The organism is Microvirga sp., assembly GCF_014699075.1.
Lineage (GTDB): Bacteria > Pseudomonadota > Alphaproteobacteria > Rhizobiales > Beijerinckiaceae > Microvirga.
On the sequence record NZ_JACXAB010000023.1, the window covers coordinates 37,614 to 56,089 of the forward strand.

General features: G+C 62.8%; 17 protein-coding genes. 6 read left to right on the forward strand and 11 right to left on the reverse strand.

Annotated elements, in window-relative coordinates; genetic code table 11:
• Positions 1–36: 36 nt before the first annotated feature.
• The 5 genes from IC232_RS21930 to IC232_RS21950 all read right to left on the reverse strand — a co-directional run bounded on the left by IC232_RS21930 (position 37) and on the right by IC232_RS21950 (position 4,225).
• The gene (locus IC232_RS21930) at positions 37–729 is read right to left on the reverse strand and encodes an ABC transporter permease (protein ID WP_190847078.1); all 693 of its coding nucleotides are present in this window, start codon (positions 727–729) and stop codon (positions 37–39) included.
• A gap of 10 nt (positions 730–739) precedes the next feature.
• Positions 740–1,456 carry an ABC transporter permease gene (locus tag IC232_RS21935; protein WP_190847079.1) on the reverse strand — a complete coding sequence of 239 codons (717 nt, stop codon included), beginning with the start codon at positions 1,454–1,456 and terminating at the stop codon, positions 740–742.
• A gap of 91 nt (positions 1,457–1,547) precedes the next feature.
• Positions 1,548–2,327 (reverse strand): transporter substrate-binding domain-containing protein, encoded by a 780-nt coding sequence (locus IC232_RS21940; protein WP_190847080.1) that lies wholly within the window; start codon positions 2,325–2,327, stop codon positions 1,548–1,550.
• Between the two features lie 56 nt (positions 2,328–2,383).
• Positions 2,384–3,190, reverse strand: coding sequence for an ABC transporter ATP-binding protein (locus IC232_RS21945; RefSeq protein WP_281413412.1), 807 nt, complete (start codon positions 3,188–3,190; stop codon positions 2,384–2,386).
• 216 nt (positions 3,191–3,406) lie between these two features.
• Entirely contained in the window at positions 3,407–4,225 is an 819-nt protein-coding gene (locus tag IC232_RS21950) for an IclR family transcriptional regulator (RefSeq protein WP_190847081.1), read from the reverse strand.
• A gap of 226 nt (positions 4,226–4,451) precedes the next feature.
• Here IC232_RS21950 and IC232_RS21955 point away from each other — a divergent pair, with 226 nt between their 5' ends.
• The 6 genes from IC232_RS21955 to IC232_RS21980 all read left to right on the forward strand — a co-directional run bounded on the left by IC232_RS21955 (position 4,452) and on the right by IC232_RS21980 (position 11,201).
• Positions 4,452–5,429: an ABC transporter permease gene (locus tag IC232_RS21955; RefSeq protein ID WP_190847082.1), complete on the forward strand. Its 978-nt coding sequence runs from the start codon at positions 4,452–4,454 to the stop codon at positions 5,427–5,429.
• A complete protein-coding gene (locus tag IC232_RS21960; protein WP_190847083.1) occupies positions 5,426–6,268 on the forward strand; it encodes an ABC transporter permease in 843 nt (280 codons plus the stop codon). Before IC232_RS21955 ends, IC232_RS21960 begins: the two co-directional genes overlap by 4 nt.
• Positions 6,268–7,911, forward strand: coding sequence for an ABC transporter ATP-binding protein (locus tag IC232_RS21965; RefSeq protein ID WP_190847109.1), 1,644 nt, complete (start codon positions 6,268–6,270; stop codon positions 7,909–7,911). Before IC232_RS21960 ends, IC232_RS21965 begins: the two co-directional genes overlap by 1 nt.
• Positions 7,912–7,930: 19 nt before the next feature.
• Positions 7,931–9,523, forward strand: a complete 1,593-nt coding sequence (locus tag IC232_RS21970; RefSeq protein WP_190847084.1) for an ABC transporter substrate-binding protein — start codon at positions 7,931–7,933, stop codon at positions 9,521–9,523.
• A gap of 140 nt (positions 9,524–9,663) precedes the next feature.
• Entirely contained in the window at positions 9,664–10,440 is a 777-nt protein-coding gene (locus tag IC232_RS21975; RefSeq protein ID WP_190847085.1) for an SDR family NAD(P)-dependent oxidoreductase, read from the forward strand.
• Positions 10,437–11,201, forward strand: coding sequence for an SDR family NAD(P)-dependent oxidoreductase (locus IC232_RS21980; RefSeq protein WP_190847086.1), 765 nt, complete (start codon positions 10,437–10,439; stop codon positions 11,199–11,201). Before IC232_RS21975 ends, IC232_RS21980 begins: the two co-directional genes overlap by 4 nt.
• A gap of 63 nt (positions 11,202–11,264) precedes the next feature.
• Here IC232_RS21980 and IC232_RS21985 read toward each other — a convergent pair whose 3' ends face one another.
• From IC232_RS21985 to IC232_RS22010, 6 genes are all read right to left on the reverse strand, one after another.
• Positions 11,265–11,978 carry a hypothetical protein gene (locus IC232_RS21985; protein ID WP_190847087.1) on the reverse strand — a complete coding sequence of 238 codons (714 nt, stop codon included), beginning with the start codon at positions 11,976–11,978 and terminating at the stop codon, positions 11,265–11,267.
• Between the two features lie 95 nt (positions 11,979–12,073).
• On the reverse strand, positions 12,074–12,616 hold the full coding sequence (locus IC232_RS21990; protein ID WP_190847088.1) for a nuclear transport factor 2 family protein: 543 nt from the start codon (positions 12,614–12,616) through the stop codon (positions 12,074–12,076).
• 153 nt (positions 12,617–12,769) lie between these two features.
• Positions 12,770–14,323, reverse strand: a complete 1,554-nt coding sequence (locus IC232_RS21995; RefSeq protein ID WP_190847089.1) for an acetolactate synthase large subunit — start codon at positions 14,321–14,323, stop codon at positions 12,770–12,772.
• A 154-nt stretch (positions 14,324–14,477) separates the two neighbouring features.
• The gene (locus IC232_RS22000) at positions 14,478–16,124 is read right to left on the reverse strand and encodes an amidohydrolase (protein ID WP_190847090.1); all 1,647 of its coding nucleotides are present in this window, start codon (positions 16,122–16,124) and stop codon (positions 14,478–14,480) included.
• 157 nt (positions 16,125–16,281) lie between these two features.
• Positions 16,282–17,724: an aldehyde dehydrogenase family protein gene (locus tag IC232_RS22005; protein ID WP_190847091.1), complete on the reverse strand. Its 1,443-nt coding sequence runs from the start codon at positions 17,722–17,724 to the stop codon at positions 16,282–16,284.
• Between the two features lie 91 nt (positions 17,725–17,815).
• Positions 17,816–18,391 carry a cupin domain-containing protein gene (locus IC232_RS22010; protein WP_190847092.1) on the reverse strand — a complete coding sequence of 192 codons (576 nt, stop codon included), beginning with the start codon at positions 18,389–18,391 and terminating at the stop codon, positions 17,816–17,818.
• Between the last annotated feature and the right edge of the window lie 85 nt (positions 18,392–18,476).

The following is an 18,476-nucleotide window of genomic DNA, read 5'->3' on the forward strand; positions in this document are numbered from 1 at the left end:
AGGTTCTACCCATCTGTGACAACGCCATGCGGGATGTCACACAGCCTTCTGCGGAACGCGCTGGCTGATCAGGCCTGCAATTGATGTGATCATCGCCGTGATGACTAAATAGACGAGTGCTACGGTCAGCAGGGGCTCGTACACGAGGAACGTGTGCGTGCGCACCTGGTTCGCCGCCCCCACGAGATCTACGACCGCGACGGTTGAGGCCAGGGCGGTCGACTTCAGCAGCAGAACGGTGTCTCCGACGAGGGTCGGGAGCAACATTCGCAACGCCGACGGCAGCCAGATGCGGCGAAACATCAGCCCCGACGACATTCCAAATGCGCGGGCCGCTTCCAGCTGACCCTTGGCGACGGACAGCAGGCCGCCCCGCAGCAACTCGCCTTCATAAGCTGCCACGCTGATCGCAAGGGACACAACCACATACCAGAAACCGTCGCGCAGATAGGGCCAGAAAATGCTTGTGCGGACTTCCGGAGTGGCAGCGAGGAGCGAGCCGACGCCGTAGTAGAGAATGTAGATCTGCACCAGCAGAGGGGTGCCGCGGATGACTGTCGTGAACGTGCCACTAAGATAGTACAGGATCGGATTGCGGGAGACCCGGGCGACGGCCACAGGAATTGCCAGGGCAAAGCCGAACAGCGCCCCGAGAACCAGAAGAAGAAGCGTGCGCCACAGTCCGCCGAGGAGGATTGGCCAGAATTCGCTCACCCAAGAGAAGTCCATGGATGCTTCCTCAAATCACCTGCTGCGTTCGGCGGAAACGCCGCTCGACCGATTGGAACAGAAGGTTGGAGGCCAAGGTCATGACGAGATACATCAGACCTGCCACGCAGTAGAAGGTGAAGTACATCCTCGTGGAGGCGGCCGCAGACTTGGCGCTGGACAGCAATTCGCTGAACCCGATCACACTGATGAGGCTCGTCTCCTTGATCAGCACGACCCAGAGGTTGGCGAGTCCCGGGAGAGCCACCGGCAGCATGGCAGGCAGAATGATGCGCCTGAGGAACAGCCAAGGCGTGAACGCAAACGCCCGTCCCGCCTCGAGTTGCCCGGTGGGAATTGCAAGGATTGCGCCACGGAAGATTTCGCCGGCATATGCACCCTGCACGATGCCGAGCACCGCGACGGCTGTCGCAAAGCCGTTGATTTCAACGTGTCCGAAACACAGCGCCGCGAGCAGTGCGCTCAAGCCGGAAGAGCCCGCATAATAGAGAAGGATGATGAGCAGCAGTTCGGGGATGGCGCGAAAGACCGTCGTATAGGCGCTGGCGACCGCGCGCGTGGCCGGGCCGCCCCAGAGCTTTGCCACGGCGGAGGTCATGCCGAGCAGCAGGCCGACCAGAAACGATCCGGCGGCGATCTGCACGGTGAGCAGAGCTCCCTGGAGGAGCACGCCCTTCCAGCTGGAAACAGTGCCGATGAGGGGTTCAAACAATGCGCCAGGGCCCATGCGCCACCTGATCGACGATGCCGTTGTATCTGGTCATGACTGATGCGCCTGTGCGGGATCCGGCCATGAAGAGCCGGATCCCAGGATCGGTCTAGCGGGGAGAGACGTCGACCTTGAAGTACTTCTTCTGGATCTTATCGTACTCGCCGCTTGCGACCATGTTGCTCAGGGCCGCGTTCATCTTGTCGCGGAGAGGATCGCCCTTGCGGAACGCAGCGCCGACACCGCCGCCGAGGAGCGGATCCTTGGGAGCTTCGGCCTTGATTTCGTAAGGCTTGCCCTCGTTAGTCTTCAGGAACTCCTCCATGGCGAGCGCATCGGAGATCATCAGGTCAAGGCGTCCGGCCAGAAGGTCCGACGTGACTTCGTCCTGACGCGGGAAGATCTTGATTTCGGCGCTGTCGCCGAAGCGGGCTTGAGCATAGGCGGCATGAACCGAGCCACTGATGACGCCGATGATCTTACCCTTGAGGCTTTCCTTGGTCGGCTGAACCGGCGCGCCCTTCGGCCCCACGAACACCACGCGGGTGTCATAGTAAGGATTGCTGAAGTCCACGCGCTTCTTGCGCTCCTCAGTGATCGTCATGTTGTTGTAGATCATGTCGATCTTGTTGTTGTTCAGGGCGGAGATCAGGCCATCCCAGGTGATCTCGACCAGTTGGCACTTCACCTTCATGCTTGCGCAGAACGATGCGAGCAGGTCGGGCTCAAAGCCGAAGCGGCTGCCGTCGGCTTTCTTGTCGGTGAAGGGCGGGAAGGGACCGGGGTCGAGGCCGACGCGAACGACGTCCTGGGCCGAAACCGCGGCGGTGCTGAGCACGATGGCCAGCAGGCCTCCCGAAATCTGCGACAACAATCTAAAGGCTTTCATTGTTTCCTCCCGATACCGCCGCTTGCTTGCAGCTTGAATTCATCCCCTGCTCGCCATCAGGCAAGAGCATGCTGGGCAGAGACGAACTGGCGGCACCGCTCGCTCTGGGGATTGTGGAAGACTTTCGCCGGTGGACCTTCCTCCTCCACGATCCCTTTGTGCAGGAAGGCCACATGGCTTGACACCTGGCGGGCGAAGCTCATTTCGTGAGTGACAAGGATCATCGTGCGTCCTTCATCCGCGAGGTCACGAATGACCTTCAGCACCTCCCCGACCAGTTCGGGATCCAATGCCGACGTGGGCTCGTCGAACAGCATGACCCGCGGATTGATGGCTAGGGCTCGGGCGATGGCAGCCCGCTGCTGCTGGCCGCCCGACAGAAATGCAGGATAGACGTCGCGCTTCTCGTAAAGCCCGACCTTCGCGAGCAACTGCTCGGCGAACTCCACCGCTTCAGCGCGCGCAACACCGTGCACGAAGAGCGGAGCCTCGATGATGTTCTCGAGAACCGTCATGTGGTTCCAGAGATTAAAGCTCTGGAACACCATTCCGAGCCGCATTCGGATCCCGCGCACCTTGTGAGGGTTCAGCCGTGGCGGGCGACCTCCTCTGGACGGCGTGAACTGGATCTCCTCAGCGCCGACGCTGAGCGTGCCCGCATTCGGAACCTCGAGAAGATTGATGCAGCGCAGGAGGGTGCTTTTGCCGGAGCCGCTCGACCCGATCAGCGTCACCACATCACCCTCGCGGGCTTCGAGCGAGATGCCTTTCAGAACTTCCAACTGACCGAAGCTCTTGTGAAGACCGTCGATCTTCACAGCGCATGCGCGATGCGTAGCGTCGTCAGGTGAAACTCGCATCATCCGCGTCGTGCTCCAGAATACAGAGAGTCCTCTAAGGCAGATGTGCATCGGTTGATGCGGTGTCGTCCAAGGCTCCAGCCGGCACCCAGAAATTTATTCTTCATATCGCGGTGGCTTGCAACTTTTTTGTTCAATAAAATACCCATCATGTTCAAAATAAAATCCAGGCCCCGGCGATGGTGCCTTGAGCGTCGGAACCGGCCGACCTGATGCAGCTCAATAACTCAGGGCCCGGGCCGCTTCGATGGCCAGAGGCGCGAAGCGTTTGCGGAAATCGTCCACGGTCCACTCGCTGAGCGAGCCGGCGATATGCACCGCTGCAACGGGCTGACGTCGATCGTCGAGCACGGCGGCAGACAAAACAACCTCGCCGAGCAGACTTTCCTCGACCGCATAGGCATATCCCTCGCGGCGGGCTTCCCGCACCTTGTCCCAGATCTTGTCCAGGTCCGTGATTGTTTTGGGCGTCAGCGCTTTGCGCTCCGAGCGGCGAAGAATGTCGTCGATAGCAGCGTCGTCCAGATGCGCCAGCATCGCGCGTCCGCCTGACGAGCAGAAGGTTGGGATTCTCCGGCCCGCAAGAGTGGCAAAAAACGTCTCGCGCTTGCTCTGCAGCCGGATGGCGTAAAGAATGGAGAGGTCGTCAAAGAGACTGAAGTCGACGCGCTCACTGGAGTTCTTGCGGAGCTCGATCAGGATCGGCGTGGCTCGCTCGATCAATGGATTGGACCGGAGATAGTCAAAGGCCCGATCGAGAAGGCGTCTGCCGGGCAGCAATCCGCCGTCGGACGAGCGCTCAAGGTATCCGAGGCTCAACAGGGTTTGGGCCGCGCGCTGAGCGGCGCTTTTCGTGATCCGGGCGCTTGCGGCGATTTCGCTCAAAGACATGGGTCTGGCATCACGCCCGAACGCTTCGAGAACATAAAGGGCCCGCGCAACGGATTGCAGAAACAGGCGATCATCGACCTCAAGAAGCTGATCGCCGCCATTCCTAGGGCTCTTGGCCTGCTTGCCGGACGGAGTGTCGCTGGTCATCGATGAATCCTGCAGCATGGTCCCGTTGACGAACCTTATACGAGTAAGTAGGCTCGTTATGCAACACGTTTGTATCGTATATCGATACGGACCTGGAGGACTCGGATTGCTCATCCAGACATCATGCAGGCGGATCCCCGGGTTTCCTGGGTTGCAAAGAGCGGCACCGCCCGTGTTGCGCGTCTGGAACCAAAATCTGGGTGTCGTGTGACGAGGAGTTGCCTTTATGGATAAGCTGCGCCCGATCATCGGTCGTCTGCTGAAGTCGATCGCAATCATCGCAACGATCATCGTTCTCAACTTCCTGCTCATTAGGCTTGCGCCCGGTGATCCGGCGGCCGCAATGGCGGGCGAGGCCGGCGCGGCGGACGAGGCATTCATGGCCCAGCTGAGAGAGCAGTTCGGCTTGGATCGGCCCCTCTACCAGCAGCTCGCCTACTACTTTGCGGACGTCGTTCGGCTCGACCTAGGCTATTCCTACCGGCAGCGTGAGGCGGTTGTTGAACTGATCCTGGACCGGCTCCCGGCAACCCTGCTGCTGACGATCAGCGGCTTCATCGTCGCGCTCGGTCTCGGCGTCCTGATGGGGGTCACGTCGGCCATGCGGGTCGGGCGGCTCACGGATCGGCTGATTTCGCTGTTTGCGCTTCTGTTTTACGCCACTCCGCTCTTCTGGGTCGGCCTGATGGCGATCATGCTGTTTTCCGTATGGCTGGGCTGGCTGCCGTCCTTTGGGATGGAGAGTGTCGGCGCCGGATATGCTGGTTGGACCCGAGCGGCTGATATCGCTCACCACCTCATCCTCCCCGCGGGAACGCTAGGTCTGTTCTATGTGGCCGTGTATACGCGCCTGACACGCGCTTCGATGCTGGAAGTAAAGGATATGGACTTCGTGCGGACGGCCCGTGCGAAGGGTCTGCGGCACGGCCTGATCGTCCGCCGCCATATCCTACGCAACGCCATGCTGCCGGTGATCACCTTCGCCGGCATCCAAGCCGGCCAGCTTGTCGGTGGAGCCGTTCTGACCGAGACGGTGTTCGCATGGCCGGGGATCGGACGCCTCGCTTTCGATGCGCTGTTGCAGAGGGATTATCCCGTGCTGCTTGGCGTCTTCTTCGTCACGTCGGTCATGGTGGTGGTGTTCAACATCATCACGGACATGGCCTATCGCATCGCTGATCCGCGGATCGAGGTAGCATCATGAACTCGAATCTATGGCGGCTTCTCAAGGACCCGGGTGCGGCCATCGGCATTGCGCTCCTGGTCGCGGTTGTGGTCGTGGCCGCGCTGGCTCCCGTGCTCTATCCGCAGGATCCATGGTCTATGGCGGGCCGCCCGTTCCTCCCGCCCTTTACAGATCCGCAATTCCCGCTCGGCACCGACATGATGGGGAGGGACATCGCGGCGGGCCTGGCCTATGGGGCTCGCGTGTCCCTCATCGTCGGGATCGTGTCGACCGCCTGCGCGATCGTGCTCGGCGTCACCTTGGGCGGCATCGCCGGCTATTACGGCGGACTTGCCGACGACGCGCTCATGAGGGTCACGGAATTCTTTCAGACCATCCCGACCTTCATCTTTGCCCTGGTCATGGTCGCGATCCTCAGCCCGTCGATCCTGTCGATCATCCTGGCGATCGGCATCGTGAGTTGGCCGCCCGTGGCGCGACTGGTGCGGGCAGAGTTCGCGAGCCTGCGCGGCCGCGAGTTCGTGCAGGCGGCCATCGCGCTGGGTGAGAGCGACCGCCACATCATCCTGCGGCAGATCCTGCCGAATACACTGTCGCCCGTCCTGGTCATGGGCTCCCTGATGGTGGCGTCGGCCATCCTGACCGAAGCAGCCATCAGCTTCCTGGGCTTGGGCGATCCCAACATGATGAGCTGGGGGTACATGATTGGCGCCTCGCGGACGGTCATCAGGCAGGCATGGTGGATGAGCTTCTTTCCCGGGTTGGTCATCGTGCTCGTCGTGCTCATGATCAACCTCGTAGGCGAGGGCCTCAACGATGTGCTCAACCCACGACTGGCCAGAAAGGGGCGGGCATGATGAGCCAACGGCTTCTGTCGGTTGAGAACCTTACCATTGCGCTTCCCTCCGCAGGCGACCGGGTGAATGCGGTGGAGGGCCTCAGCTTCAACCTCAACCCTGGCGAGATCCTCTGCATCGTCGGCGAGTCCGGCTCCGGTAAGTCCATGACCGCCTCCGCGATCATGGGACTGCTGCCTGACGCGGGCGTGAAGGTGCAATCGGGCCGCATCCTGTTTCGGGGGGAAGACCTCCTGCAGATGAGCGACGAGCGCTTTCGCACCATCCGCGGATCTCGGATCGGCATGATCTTCCAGGAGCCGATGACCGCTCTCAACCCGGTCATGCAGGTCGGCGATCAGATCGAGGAAGTTCTGGAGGCGCACGGCATCCCGAAGGCGGATCGTCCGGGACGGGTGCTGTCGCTTCTCAACGCTGTCGGGTTGCCGGAGCCCGCGGCGTTGGCGCGCCGTTATCCCTTCCGCCTGTCGGGTGGCCAGAGGCAGCGCGTCGTGATTGCCATGGCGCTCGCGCTCGAACCCGAGATTCTGATTGCGGACGAGCCGACGACAGCTCTCGACGTCACAACCCAGGCCCAGATCCTTGAACTGATCCGTGGGATTCAGCGGTCTCAAGGAATGGGCGTGATATTCATCACCCATGACTTCGGCGTCGTTGCCGACATCGCGGATCGGGTCGCCGTGATGCAGCACGGCCGCATCGTTGAGATCGGCCCGGCGCGGGAGGTGCTCGACCAACCAGCGGACGCCTATACCCAGTCCTTGATCCGGGCCGTGCCGCAGTTCCGGGAGAAGCCGCTGCCGCCGTCACCGGAAGCCGAGCCCGTGGTTCGGGTCCGTGGCCTGAACAAGACATACGTCACCCAGGGCGGGTTCTTTACGCCCGTCAGGGAGTTCAAGGCCCTTGATGATATCAGCTTCGACATCCGTCGCGGCGAGACGGTGGGCTTGGTAGGAGAGAGCGGCTCCGGTAAGTCGACTGCGGGGCGATGCCTTGTGCGCCTCATCGACCCGAATGGCGGATCCATCGAGTACAAGAACACCGACCTCGCCAAGCTGTCGCGTTCGCAGCTCCGGCCGTTCCGCTCCAAGATCCAAATTGTCTTTCAGGATCCCTACGCCTCGCTCAACCCCCGCCACACGGTTGGCCAGAGCATCATGGCTGGGCCTTTGGCCCATGGGATTGATGCAAAGACCGCCCGTGAGCGCATGAACCGTCTCCTGATCCGGGTCGGCCTCGATGAGGCGGCCGCCGATCGCTTTCCGCACGAGTTTTCGGGGGGACAGCGCCAGCGGATCGGCATTGCGCGGGCGCTGGCTGTCGAACCGGATCTCCTGGTGGCGGACGAGGCCGTTTCCGCACTCGACGTGTCCGTCCAGGCGCAGGTGCTCGAATTGCTCCGCGATATTCGCGAGGAGTTTCAACTCGCCATGCTGTTCATCACCCATGACCTGCGCATCGCGTCACAGCTCTGCCACCGCGTCCTCGTGCTGCACAAGGGGCGGGTGGTCGAAAGCGGCGAGACGACATCCGTGTTCCGGAATCCGCGTGACAGCTACACGCGCAGCCTGATCGATGCCGTGCCGGGTCGTGAATGGCACCATTCACCCGGCGGAGATTCCACGACGAGAAGCTTTGCCTAACAAGAAGAAAGAGGGACACATGAAAGATCTAGCACTCACCCGTCGCACGCTGCTGGCAGGAGCTTCCGCCACATCGCTGCTTTCCCTGCTGCCCGGACCCGCGCTGGCCGCAGGGGGAGCCGGGGTCTTGAATGTCATCGCGTTCCCGGAGCCGCCGACGCTCTTCATTGGTCTCGACCAGAACGGCTCAACCCAGACGGTGGCAGGCAAGATCTACGAGAGCCTCCTGACCTACGATTTCGACTTCACTCCGCGGCCGAGCCTCGCCAAATCGTGGGAGATCTCGCCCGATGGCCGGACCTACACGTTCAAGTTGCAGGAGAATGCCAAGTGGCATGACGGAAAGCCCTTCACGGCGGACGATGTGGTCTTCACGACCAAGGAATTCCTGATGGAGGTTCACCCTCGCGCTCGCGTGATCTTCGAGAACTGCGAGACCATCGAGGCTCTCGATCCTCACACCGTTCGGTTCGCCCTCAAAAAGCCGTTCGCTCCGTTCCTGATGGCGTTTGAAATGTCGACGGCGCCGATGATTCCGGCCCACCTCTACAAGGGGACGAACTATCGAACCAATCCGAACAACGCGAAGCCGATTGGAACGGGTCCCTTCAAGCTCGCCGAATGGCAGAAGGGCTCCTTCATCCGCCTCGTCCGCAACCCGGACTATCATGGCGAGGGCGAGCCGCACCTCGATGAGATGTACTTCCATATCCTGCCGGATGCGGGCTCCCGCGCTCTTGCTCTGGAACAGGGACGCGTGCAGCAGACCCAGTTCCAGGATCTAGAGCCTTTCGACGTGCAGCGCCTGGCCAGCTTGCCGAACATCCAGCTGATCACGAAGGGTTATGAATTCTATGCACCGGTCGCGCGTATCGAGTTCAACACACGGGTCAAGCCGTTCGACGACAAGCGCTTCCGCCAAGCCGTCAACTATGCTCTGGACCGCAAGGCCATTCTGGACACGATCTTCTTCTCGCAGGGGCGCGTCGCAACCGGCCCCTTGAACAGCAAGACGCGTTTCTATGATGCCGATGTAACGCGCTACGCCTTTGACCTGGAGAAAGCCAAGGCCCTGCTCGACGACATGGGGCTGAAGCCGGGCGCCAACGGCGTGCGCACGCAGGTAAAGTTCCTGCGCTTGCCCTGGGGCGAGTCCTGGGCCCGGTTCGCGGAATATGTGAAGCAGTCGCTGGCCAAGGTCGGGATCGCTGTCGAGATCGAGTCGGCCGATCCTGCAGGTTGGACCTCGCGCTATGCGAACTGGGACTTCCAGATGACGTCGAACTATCCTTACCAGTTCGGCGACCCGGCGCTGGGCGTCGCTCGTTTCTTTGTGTCCAGCAACATCCGCAAGGGCGTCGCCTACAGCAACAACACGGGCTACACGAACCCTCGCGTCGACGAGCTTTTCGCCGCGGGCGCCTCTGCTCTGTCGGATGCGGAGCGCCAGAAGGCCTACAGCGAGGTCCAAAAGATCCTGACTGATGAGGTCCCGATGGCATGGCTCGTGGAGGTCGACTTCCCGACCCTGATCGACAAGCGCTTCACGGATACCGTTGTTTCTGCGATCGGCGTGAACGAGACTTACCGGCGGGCGCGCAAGGTGGGCTAGTGCCTGATGGCGACGCCCGGGCCCGGGCGTCGCCACTCCAACGGCCGTCACCGGCTTGAGAACAAGCGAGCTGCGCCTCGCTCTTGCAAAGCGCAGGCCTGAGCGGTCGCGTGTCTTCCCCGCCGCCACAGGAATCGAAAATGACGCAATTTTTCGCGGATCAGCCATTTGCCGGCCTCACGGCGGTCGTCACGGGGGGAGCGTCTGGGATCGGCTTCGCCACGACGCAGGTGCTGGCCCGGGGGGGCGCCCGCCTTGTCGTGCTCGACCGCGATGCCGGTCGCCTCCAAGCCACCTGCCACAGCCTGGAGCGGGCCGAGAGCGTCGCTTGGGGTCGTGTCTGTGACATCAGCAGCGAGCAAGACGTTTCGGCCGCCTTTGACGCTATCGCGGCGGGCGGTGGCCTTGATATCCTGGTCAACAGTGCGGGCATAATCGGGCATGTAGGCCCGCTGGAGGACTGCTCCGCCGACGATTTCGATCGCATTACAGCAATCAATGTCAAAGGAACCTTTCTCTGCTGCCGCGCGGCAGTGGCGATCATGGAGCGCGCGGGGCGGGGCTCCATCGTCAACGTCGCATCAACCGCGGGTCTGGTCGGCTCCCGTCGCCTAGGGGCCTACGCCATGTCGAAGGCTGCCGTTGCCTCCATGACGCGCTCCCTGGCCTTGAGCACAGCCGGCAAAGGCATCCGCGTGAACGCGGTTTGCCCAGGCTCCATCGACGGCGACATGCTTGAGAGCACATTCACGGATCAGGATCGGGAGGCGCAACGCCAGACGATGGCGGCGCTCCATCCGCTTGGACGGCTCGGCACGGCAGAAGAGGTGGCCATGGCCATTGCATTTCTGGCTTCGTCTGCGGCCGGCTACATCACCGGCGTTGCGCTGCCTGTCGACGGGGGGAGGCTGGCATGACAGGGCGGGTCGCTATCGTCACGGGCGCGGCCCGCGGCATCGGGGCGGCGATCGCACGGCGCTTCCTGCGGGACGGGTGCCGGGTCCTCATGGTCGACCAGCAGGACCGGCCGGAGCCGGGGACGACAGCGGATTTCCGGGAACCGCAAGCTGCCTATCTGAGCTGCGACCTCGCTCATCCCGAGGCCGCCGATCATGCCATCCATGAGGCTCTGGAGCGCTTTGGCCAATTGGATATTCTGGTCAACAACGCAGGTGTCGGCGGCGCGCGCAGTGTTGCCGTGACAGACGACGCCAGCTGGCAGCGCATCCTGGACGTCAACCTCGGTGCGGCCTTCCGGCTGTCTCGCGCCTCGCTGAGCCACATGTTGCCCCGAAAGTCGGGTGTCATCCTCCACATCAGCTCGATCTACGGCATCGTCGGCTATAGCGGTACCGCGGCCTATGCTGCCTCGAAAGCGGCGCTGATCGGCCTGACGCACCAGATGGCAGCCGATTACGGGCCGCAGGGGATCCGCGTGAACGCGATCGCGCCCGGGCTGATCGAGACGCAAATGACCCGATCCCGACTGGAGGATCCCGTCTACCGCAATCTCATGCTGGGCGGAACGCCCTTGGGGCGTCCCGGTCAGCCGGACGACATCGCGGGAGCGGCAGCATTCCTCTGCTCGGAGGACGCCTCCTTCATCACGGGAGAGGTGCTGAGGGTGGATGGAGGCTGGAGCGCGACGAGAATTTCGGCAAACGTCGGACAGATCTGACCCGGAACAACGCTGGTGCCTGCGCGCCTTCCTGCCGCGCGGATGCTCCCCCTGGAGTCCGGCTTAGGTCCTAGGCGAACGAGCGCGCTCGTTCGCCATCTGGAGAGCTGCGACGCGCACGGCGCGATCATCTGCCCAGGAATAGAGGCGGAAGCCCATAAACATCTCCTCGTCAGCAACCGGCGGAACCAACCCCGAGAGGAGGATGTCCGGATGGGCATTCGCAGGGGGGCGCGTATTCCACTCGCCGATCAGCGCCCAGGAGGGGCGGGGCGACTGCCCCGTCGGAGCGTCCTTCGCTCTGTGGATCAGCCTGATCTGCGTTATTCCGAGGTCGAGCAGTCGGGCTTCCCCCTCACGAGCAAGCCAGTCGGCTACCCGTTCTCCACTCTCCCCATCCCCGGAGAACCGCCAGACCGTCAGCCAATCGGCGTTGAGCGGGCGCGACGCGGTTGCTGCGGCAGCGCTCGACCAACCGTGGTGCGTGTACACCGTCCGCACGTTTCGAGCCGACGTCAGGAACTCCGGGCGATAGGAATCCTGGGCAGCAATCCCGCGGTAGCGGTTGAAGCTCTCACGCTCGAAGATATCCCAACTCGGGCCCTGGTAGACATCCACGATCGGAAGACCGCCGGCCACAGCCCTATAGGATGCGCAGGTCGTAAAGCCCGCCTCGTAAAGATGAGCGGCGTGAACGCCCGCATACCACTCCATGAACTCCTTGAGACCGTGGTCGGGCATCTCGACTTCGACAATGTAAAAGATCGGTTCGGTCATCTCGAAGTCTCCTGATTGGGACAGCGCTGCGACGGCGCAGCGACCGGGTCTCCTCCGATCTCCCGCGCCATGGCTTGAAGAGACAGGCGGCTCCGTCAGGTGCGCGATGGACTGGTCTTCGTGGATTGCTGCAGCGAAAACGGCATATTGCGGACGTCCGACCATGGCACGTCGAACCGCGTCATGAACTTGAGCGTGAACTTCATGCGGCTCATGCGCCAGCCTTCCGGCGTCCGGACATACTCGTCGTCCTCCACCGCTGCCATAAACACCGGAACCTCACCTTCGGTGAGCGTCGATGTCTGCCAGAGCATCCACGTCGCCTGCGCATAGTCCCCGTCAACCTCGATGATCGGGTTGACGAAATAGTGCATCGCGAAGGTCCAGCCTCCCTTGCGGACGTAGCGGTAGATTGCCTCCCGCCCGTGATGAACGCCGAAATGTGCGCCGCCGTCCCACACCGCATCCTCCGTGAACAGCGAGGCCTGCCGGCGCGCCAGTTCCTCAAGTTCCGCCTCGGGCTTTCTCTCGTGGGAATCGGTATATTTGTCGTCCGCGTATTTCGAATAGAGAGCTTTCAGCCTTCTGATGTCTTCGATGTCCTCAAGACGCTGAATGCGCCGCTCCAGGTCGTTCACGGAAAGACTCCTTTGGTGGTCAGTAAGAGTGGGAAATGAGCGCCACCGCAAGTGCCGTCAGAAGAGGAGTTCGGGATGTAGCATCCCTTGAAACGACAAGCGGCGGACATGAAACGTGGCGGCCGCCTGTGGGGCCGATGGTGTCGAGGTGCCTCATATGACGGCTTCAATGAGAAATGGGCCGTGGCGAGAGAGCGCGCTTTCGAAGAGCCTCAGGAAATCTTCGACTGTCTCGGCGCGTCCCGCCTCAACCCCCGTGCCATTCGCCAGCGACACCCAATCGAGGGACGGATCGTCGATGTTCAGCATGCGCTGTGCATTGCGCCCGAAGTTCTGCACGCCGACATTGCGCATCTCGCCTTGCAGGATTGCGTAGGACCGATTGGCAAAGACAATCGTCACGATGTCGAGATTCTCACGGGCCTGGGTCCATAGTCCTTGCACGGTATACATGCCGCTCCCGTCCGCCTGAAGGCCGATCACCTTGCGATCAGGGCAGGCCACGGCGGCACCGACCGCGAGCGGAATGCCGATGCCGATGGCTCCACCGGTGAGCTGTATATAGTCATGTGGGGCTGAGTGCCGGGAAGATTGAAAGAAGCGACGGCCCGATGTGACCGCCTCATCGCAGATGATGGCGTTCTCCGGCATCAGGGCGGCGACGGCGATCGAAATGGCATCCGCCGTCAGGCGTCCTGAGCGGGGGTGATCGAGCCGGGTCCCGCGTTGCACCACGGGTGCCGGGGTCCCGGGTGTCACGCCGACCTCGTCGGCGAGCCAAGCGAGCGCGTGCCTGGCGTTGTCGCCGGGGCGCGCCAACTCGATGATGTCGCAATCATCCCGAACGAGGCGCCCGGGCTTTCCAGGATAAGCGAAGAACGCCACCGGGACTTGCGCGCCGATCAGGATGAGGCAGTCGATGTCTCGCAGTGCTTCCAGGGCCTCGTCGACGGGATACGGGACCTTCTCGATGGCAACCCGGCCGAGGCCCCGTTCGATGCGTCCATTGGACATCGGAGCGAGGAGGCGCACGCCGGCGGTGTCGGCAATGCGACCTGCGATCTCCAGGGCCTCGGCGCGCAGGGCGTGGCCTGTCATCAGCAGGGCGGTGCGACGGCCCGAGCGGATTGCGGCGGCGGCGGCGCGGGTCGCGTCTGCCGCGACCGGTGCCGGAGCGGGCGCCTCGGTGCGCTCGATGGCCGACGGCGTAATCTCGCCCCAGGCGGCGTCCGCCGGGAGGATCAGCGTCGCGACGCCGGGGAGCGACATAGCCGCCCGGTAGGCTGCCGCCGTGGCCGGGCCGACATCGTCCGGGCTGGCGGCGCGTCCGACCCAGTGCGACATGGGGCGGGCTAGGCTCTCGATGTCGCTGGTCAAGGGCGCGTCATGCTGCAGGTGATAGCTTGCATGGTCGCCCACGATGTTGATCATCGGCGTGCGGGCGCGCCGCGCATTGTGGAGATTGGCGAGGCCATTCGCGAGGCCTGGACCGAGATGGAGAAGGGTCGCCGCCGGCTTGTCGGCCATGCGGGCATAGCCGTCAGCGGCGGCGGTGACGACGCCTTCAAAGAGCCCAAGCACACAACGCATCTGGGGCTTGCGGTCGAGGGCCGCCACAAAGTGCATCTCGGATGTGCCTGGATTGGCGAAGCACACCTCAACATCATGGGCCAGCAGTACGTCACACAGGCGGTCGGCACCGTTCATCTTATTCTCACTTGCCTCAATGTTGGTGTTGGCGAACGCTGCTCCAGCCGGACCGGGAGCGAGCGAGGGGAGGCGCACTCCGGTGCGGCGCTAGCGCTCCGCACCGCTTGAGATGCGCGCCGCCTGCTGTTCAGGGGCAGGCCCGGTTCACCCCTCACGCGGCAGCGTTCGCGAATTGCCCCAACCGGTCGAAAACGATCTCTCCACCGAGAATGGTCATGTCGCAACGGGCCTGCGTCTCTACGACCTCCGGCTCGACGGCGAAGATGTCGTGGGACAGGATTGCGATGTCGGCTGCCTGTCCGGGCACTAGGCGTCCCACTTGGCCCTCCGCAAATTGCGTGAAGGCTCCACAATAGGTGTAGGCGTGGACGGCCTCTTCCATCGTCAGGCGCTCCCGCTCTCCAATCACGGTGCCTCTCTTTGACTTGCGGGTGACCATCGTGAACAGGTTCTTGAAGGGGTCGGTCGCGGAGACCGGTGCGTCCGAGCTGGCAGCTGGGTGCAAGCCTGCGTCCAGCCATCGCCTCATCGGGTAGCTCGCTTCGGCGCGGTCCTGGCCGAGGTTGTGGATGTAGAGGTCGCCGAACTCGTAGATGAAGATCGGCTGGGGCACAGGGTCGATGCCGGCCGCCGCCATCCGGGCGAGTTGATCATCGCTCAGGAAGCCGCAATGCTCGATCCGATGGCGGCGTCCCTGGATCGGCTTCTCCGCCGAAGCGGCCTTCTCCATGCCAGACAGAACCTGCTCGATCGCGGCATCGCCAATGGCATGGATCGCAAGCTGATAGCCAAGGTCGTGGTAACGGGCTAGGAGCCTGTGCATTTCCTCCTCCGAGAAGCAGAAAAGGCCCCGGTTGTCCGATTCTCCGGCACTGTAAGGCTCGCTCATCGCCGCAGTGAGGCCGCCGGCGCTGCCATCGGCAAAGACCTTCATCGCGCCATAGCGCAGCCGGCCGACCTCCCGACCGAAGCGATGGCCGGCCGCATGGGCGACATCCGCGATCCCGTCCGGATTGCCATAGATGCAGACCCACGTGCGTACCGGAAGGCGGTTTGATCGGGCAGCCTCCTCATAAGCCTCGATTTCATCCATCCCGGCCGCCATGCCCACGGCGGCATCCATCACGCTGGTGAAGCCCTGCGCGAGCATGTACTGGCCTGCGTGCTCGATGGCCGTGACGAGTTCGGCCTTCGAGGGCTTCGGCATCGCGGCGACGACTAGGCGCATGGCCGATTCCGCCAACAGGCCGGTGAGCCTGTTGTCCCGCCTCTCGATCAACCCTCCGTCCGGGTTCGGGGTGTTGTGCCCGATCCCTGCCGCCCGCATCGCCTGCGCGTTGACGACGGCGATATGGCCACAGGTCCGTTTGATGTAGATGGGATTGTCCGGTGCGATCCGGTCGAGCTCGTCCGCTGTGGGATGCCGACGCTCCGCAAGCTCGTTGTGGTCATAGCCTGCACCGACCACCCACTGGCCCGGATTCTTGGTCTTCACATCGTCGGCAATGCGCCGCAGAAGCTCGTCGATGCTCCGCACGCCCTGTTCGGCCCGGAGGTTCACCTCCTTCATGCCAAGACCCAGCAGCAACAGGTGCATGTGAGCGTCGTTCAGGCCAGGGATGGCGACGCGGCCGTCGAGGTCAATCAAGCGCGTGCCGTCACCGCGAAGGGACATGACCTCGTCGGCAGGGCCCGCAGCCAGCACGCGATCACCGCCAATTGCGAGCGCATCCACGAATCCTTCCGCCAGTCCCGAAAAGATGCGGCCTCCGGAAATGATGATGTCGGCTTGCTGCATGTCCTGCTCCCTTCGACACCGCTCGCGGGGTCTGTGCCTTTTGTGCCTTGTTGTCGTGACTTGGAGGACGACGCGCCGTCATCCGACCGGCGCATCGTCCTGGGGAAGACGCGGCCGCCGCTTTACGAAGCGGGCCGCTTGTTCAGAGCCGTCGCACTCAGGATGCCTTCTGCGCGGGGTTGTAGCCGAACATGGACTTGACTTCGAGATAGTCTTCGAAGCCGTAGCGGCCCCACTCGCGCCCGTTGCCCGACTGCTTGTAGCCGCCGAACGGGGCGGCGAGGTCGCCGCCCGCGCCGTTGAGGTGAACCATGCCCGCGCGAATGTCGCGCGCGATGCGGCGTGCCCGTTCCGGGTCTCCCGAGGTCACGTAGCTCGACAGGCCATAGATGGTGTCGTTGGCGATCGCGAGGGCCTCGTCCTCGGATTCGTAGGGCAGGATCGACAGCACGGGCCCGAAGATCTCCTCGCGCGCGATGGTCATGTCGTTCGTCACGTCGGCGAAGACGGTGGGGCGGACATAGTAGCCGCGGTTCAGCCCCTCCGGCCGCCCCGGGCCGCCCGTGACAAGGGTTGCACCTTCCCTAATGCCCGCCGCGATAAGATCCTGGATGCGGTTGAACTGGACCTCGCTCACCACGGGGCCGATAGTGGTCTCGGGTGAACGCGGGTCGCCGACGGCGGTTGTTTCCGCAATGCGCCGGGCGATGGCCGCCACCTCTTGCTGGCGGTTCCGCGGGACGAGGAGGCGGGTCGGGGCGTTGCAGGATTGGCCGCTGTTGAGAAAGCAGCCGCGAGCGCCATGGGTGATCGCCGCCTCGAAATCGGCATCGTCGAGAATGATGTTGGGCGACTTCCCGCCGAGTTCCTGGTGCACGCGCTTAACAGTGTCGGCAGCCGCCTTGGCTACCTGAATGCCGGCCCGGGTCGAGCCGGTGAACGACACCATGTCGATGCCGGGATGGCTGGAGATGGCATGACCCACCGTCGGACCGTCGCCGTTGACCAGGTTGTAAACGCCAGCCGGGACGCCGGCCTCGTGCAGGATCTCGGTGAACACGATCGCCGAGATCGGCGCAACCTCGCTAGGTTTCAGCACCATGGTGCAGCCCGTACCCAGGGCTGGCACAACCTTGCAGGAGATCTGGTTCAGCGGCCAGTTCCAGGGCGTGATCAGGCCGCAGACCCCGATGGGCTCGCGCACCACCAGGGTGGTGTTGATGAGTTCCTCGAACTCCATCGTCTTCAGGGCCGCGATGCCCTGCTGGATGTGCCCCAGCCCAGCCCCGGCTTGCGCCTGCTTGGCAAGAGATGTCGGGGCGCCCATTTCCTGTGAGATTGCCAGCGCAATGTCATCGTAGCGCTTCTTGTAGACACTGAGGATGGATTCGAGGAGGTCGATCCGCTCCTTGCGGCTGGTGCGGGAATAGCTCGAGAAGGCTCGCTTGGCGGCGGAGACCGCGTCGTGCACGTCAGCCTCGGTGCCCAAGGCAATGCGGGCGAAGCTTTCCTCCGTCGCTGGATTGATGACATCCAGGGTCCGCCGCCCCTCCGGCTGAACCCATTGCCCGTCGATGTAAAAGGAGAGATGTTCGTCCATCGTTTCGCACTGTCCTCTTAATGCCCGTGGTGTCGACAGTCCCATCTTTGCTCGAAATTCTATCCACGTCCAACGGAAAAGACAGAGACCGTCAGAGATAAGGAGGGGTGCAGGCGCTGACGACTTCGCAGACCTCTGTCCCGGTGTTGCGGAAGCGGTGCGGAATGCGGCTGTCAAACAGATAAGAGTCGCCGGATTTTAGGACCTGAACCTGGTCGCCGACAGTGACCTCAAGGGCGCCGGACAACACGATTCCGCCCTCATGAGAGTTGTGCTCAAGCATGGTTGGCCCCGTATCGGCGCCTGGCTCATAGCGCTCGTGAAGAATCTGCAGGCCGTGCTCTCGTGCGTTGCCGACTTGCCGCAATGTCATGCGCTTCTTCTTCTTGTTGCTGATGCTCCCGAGCTTCGACGTGAGGTCGAGAAGCTCGTCCGGACAGAAGAAGACCTTGTGCCGTTCTTTCGCATCCTCTTGGAAGAAGTCGGCCATCGTCATGGACACGCCCCCCAAAATTTTGCGCAGGGATGCGACCGACGGGCTGTTCTTGTTCTGCTCGATCATCGAGATCAGTCCGTGCGTGACGCCGGCCCGGCTTGCCAACTCCCTCTGCGAGAGGCCTGCCGCGATCCTGATCTCCTTCAACCGCGCTCCGACATCAAAATCCATCTGTTCGCTCATATTTGGTCAACATCGTCTCTTGAATTGCTTAAAATTCTGAGCAACCCTAGGCAAGTTGAAATCACGCTACAGT

Coding starts and splice junctions, on each gene's coding strand:
- IC232_RS21930 (WP_190847078.1), bottom strand. CDS start 729: ATGGACTTCTCTTGGGTGAGCGAATTCTGGCCAATCCTCCTCGGCGGA.
- IC232_RS21935 (WP_190847079.1), bottom strand. CDS start 1,456: ATGGGCCCTGGCGCATTGTTTGAACCCCTCATCGGCACTGTTTCCAGC.
- IC232_RS21940 (WP_190847080.1), bottom strand. CDS start 2,327: ATGAAAGCCTTTAGATTGTTGTCGCAGATTTCGGGAGGCCTGCTGGCC.
- IC232_RS21945 (WP_281413412.1), bottom strand. CDS start 3,190: ATGATGCGAGTTTCACCTGACGACGCTACGCATCGCGCATGCGCTGTG.
- IC232_RS21950 (WP_190847081.1), bottom strand. CDS start 4,225: ATGACCAGCGACACTCCGTCCGGCAAGCAGGCCAAGAGCCCTAGGAAT.
- IC232_RS21955 (WP_190847082.1), top strand. CDS start 4,452: ATGGATAAGCTGCGCCCGATCATCGGTCGTCTGCTGAAGTCGATCGCA.
- IC232_RS21960 (WP_190847083.1), top strand. CDS start 5,426: ATGAACTCGAATCTATGGCGGCTTCTCAAGGACCCGGGTGCGGCCATC.
- IC232_RS21965 (WP_190847109.1), top strand. CDS start 6,268: ATGAGCCAACGGCTTCTGTCGGTTGAGAACCTTACCATTGCGCTTCCC.
- IC232_RS21970 (WP_190847084.1), top strand. CDS start 7,931: ATGAAAGATCTAGCACTCACCCGTCGCACGCTGCTGGCAGGAGCTTCC.
- IC232_RS21975 (WP_190847085.1), top strand. CDS start 9,664: ATGACGCAATTTTTCGCGGATCAGCCATTTGCCGGCCTCACGGCGGTC.
- IC232_RS21980 (WP_190847086.1), top strand. CDS start 10,437: ATGACAGGGCGGGTCGCTATCGTCACGGGCGCGGCCCGCGGCATCGGG.
- IC232_RS21985 (WP_190847087.1), bottom strand. CDS start 11,978: ATGACCGAACCGATCTTTTACATTGTCGAAGTCGAGATGCCCGACCAC.
- IC232_RS21995 (WP_190847089.1), bottom strand. CDS start 14,323: ATGAACGGTGCCGACCGCCTGTGTGACGTACTGCTGGCCCATGATGTT.
- IC232_RS22000 (WP_190847090.1), bottom strand. CDS start 16,124: ATGCAGCAAGCCGACATCATCATTTCCGGAGGCCGCATCTTTTCGGGA.
- IC232_RS22005 (WP_190847091.1), bottom strand. CDS start 17,724: ATGGACGAACATCTCTCCTTTTACATCGACGGGCAATGGGTTCAGCCG.
- IC232_RS22010 (WP_190847092.1), bottom strand. CDS start 18,391: ATGGATTTTGATGTCGGAGCGCGGTTGAAGGAGATCAGGATCGCGGCA.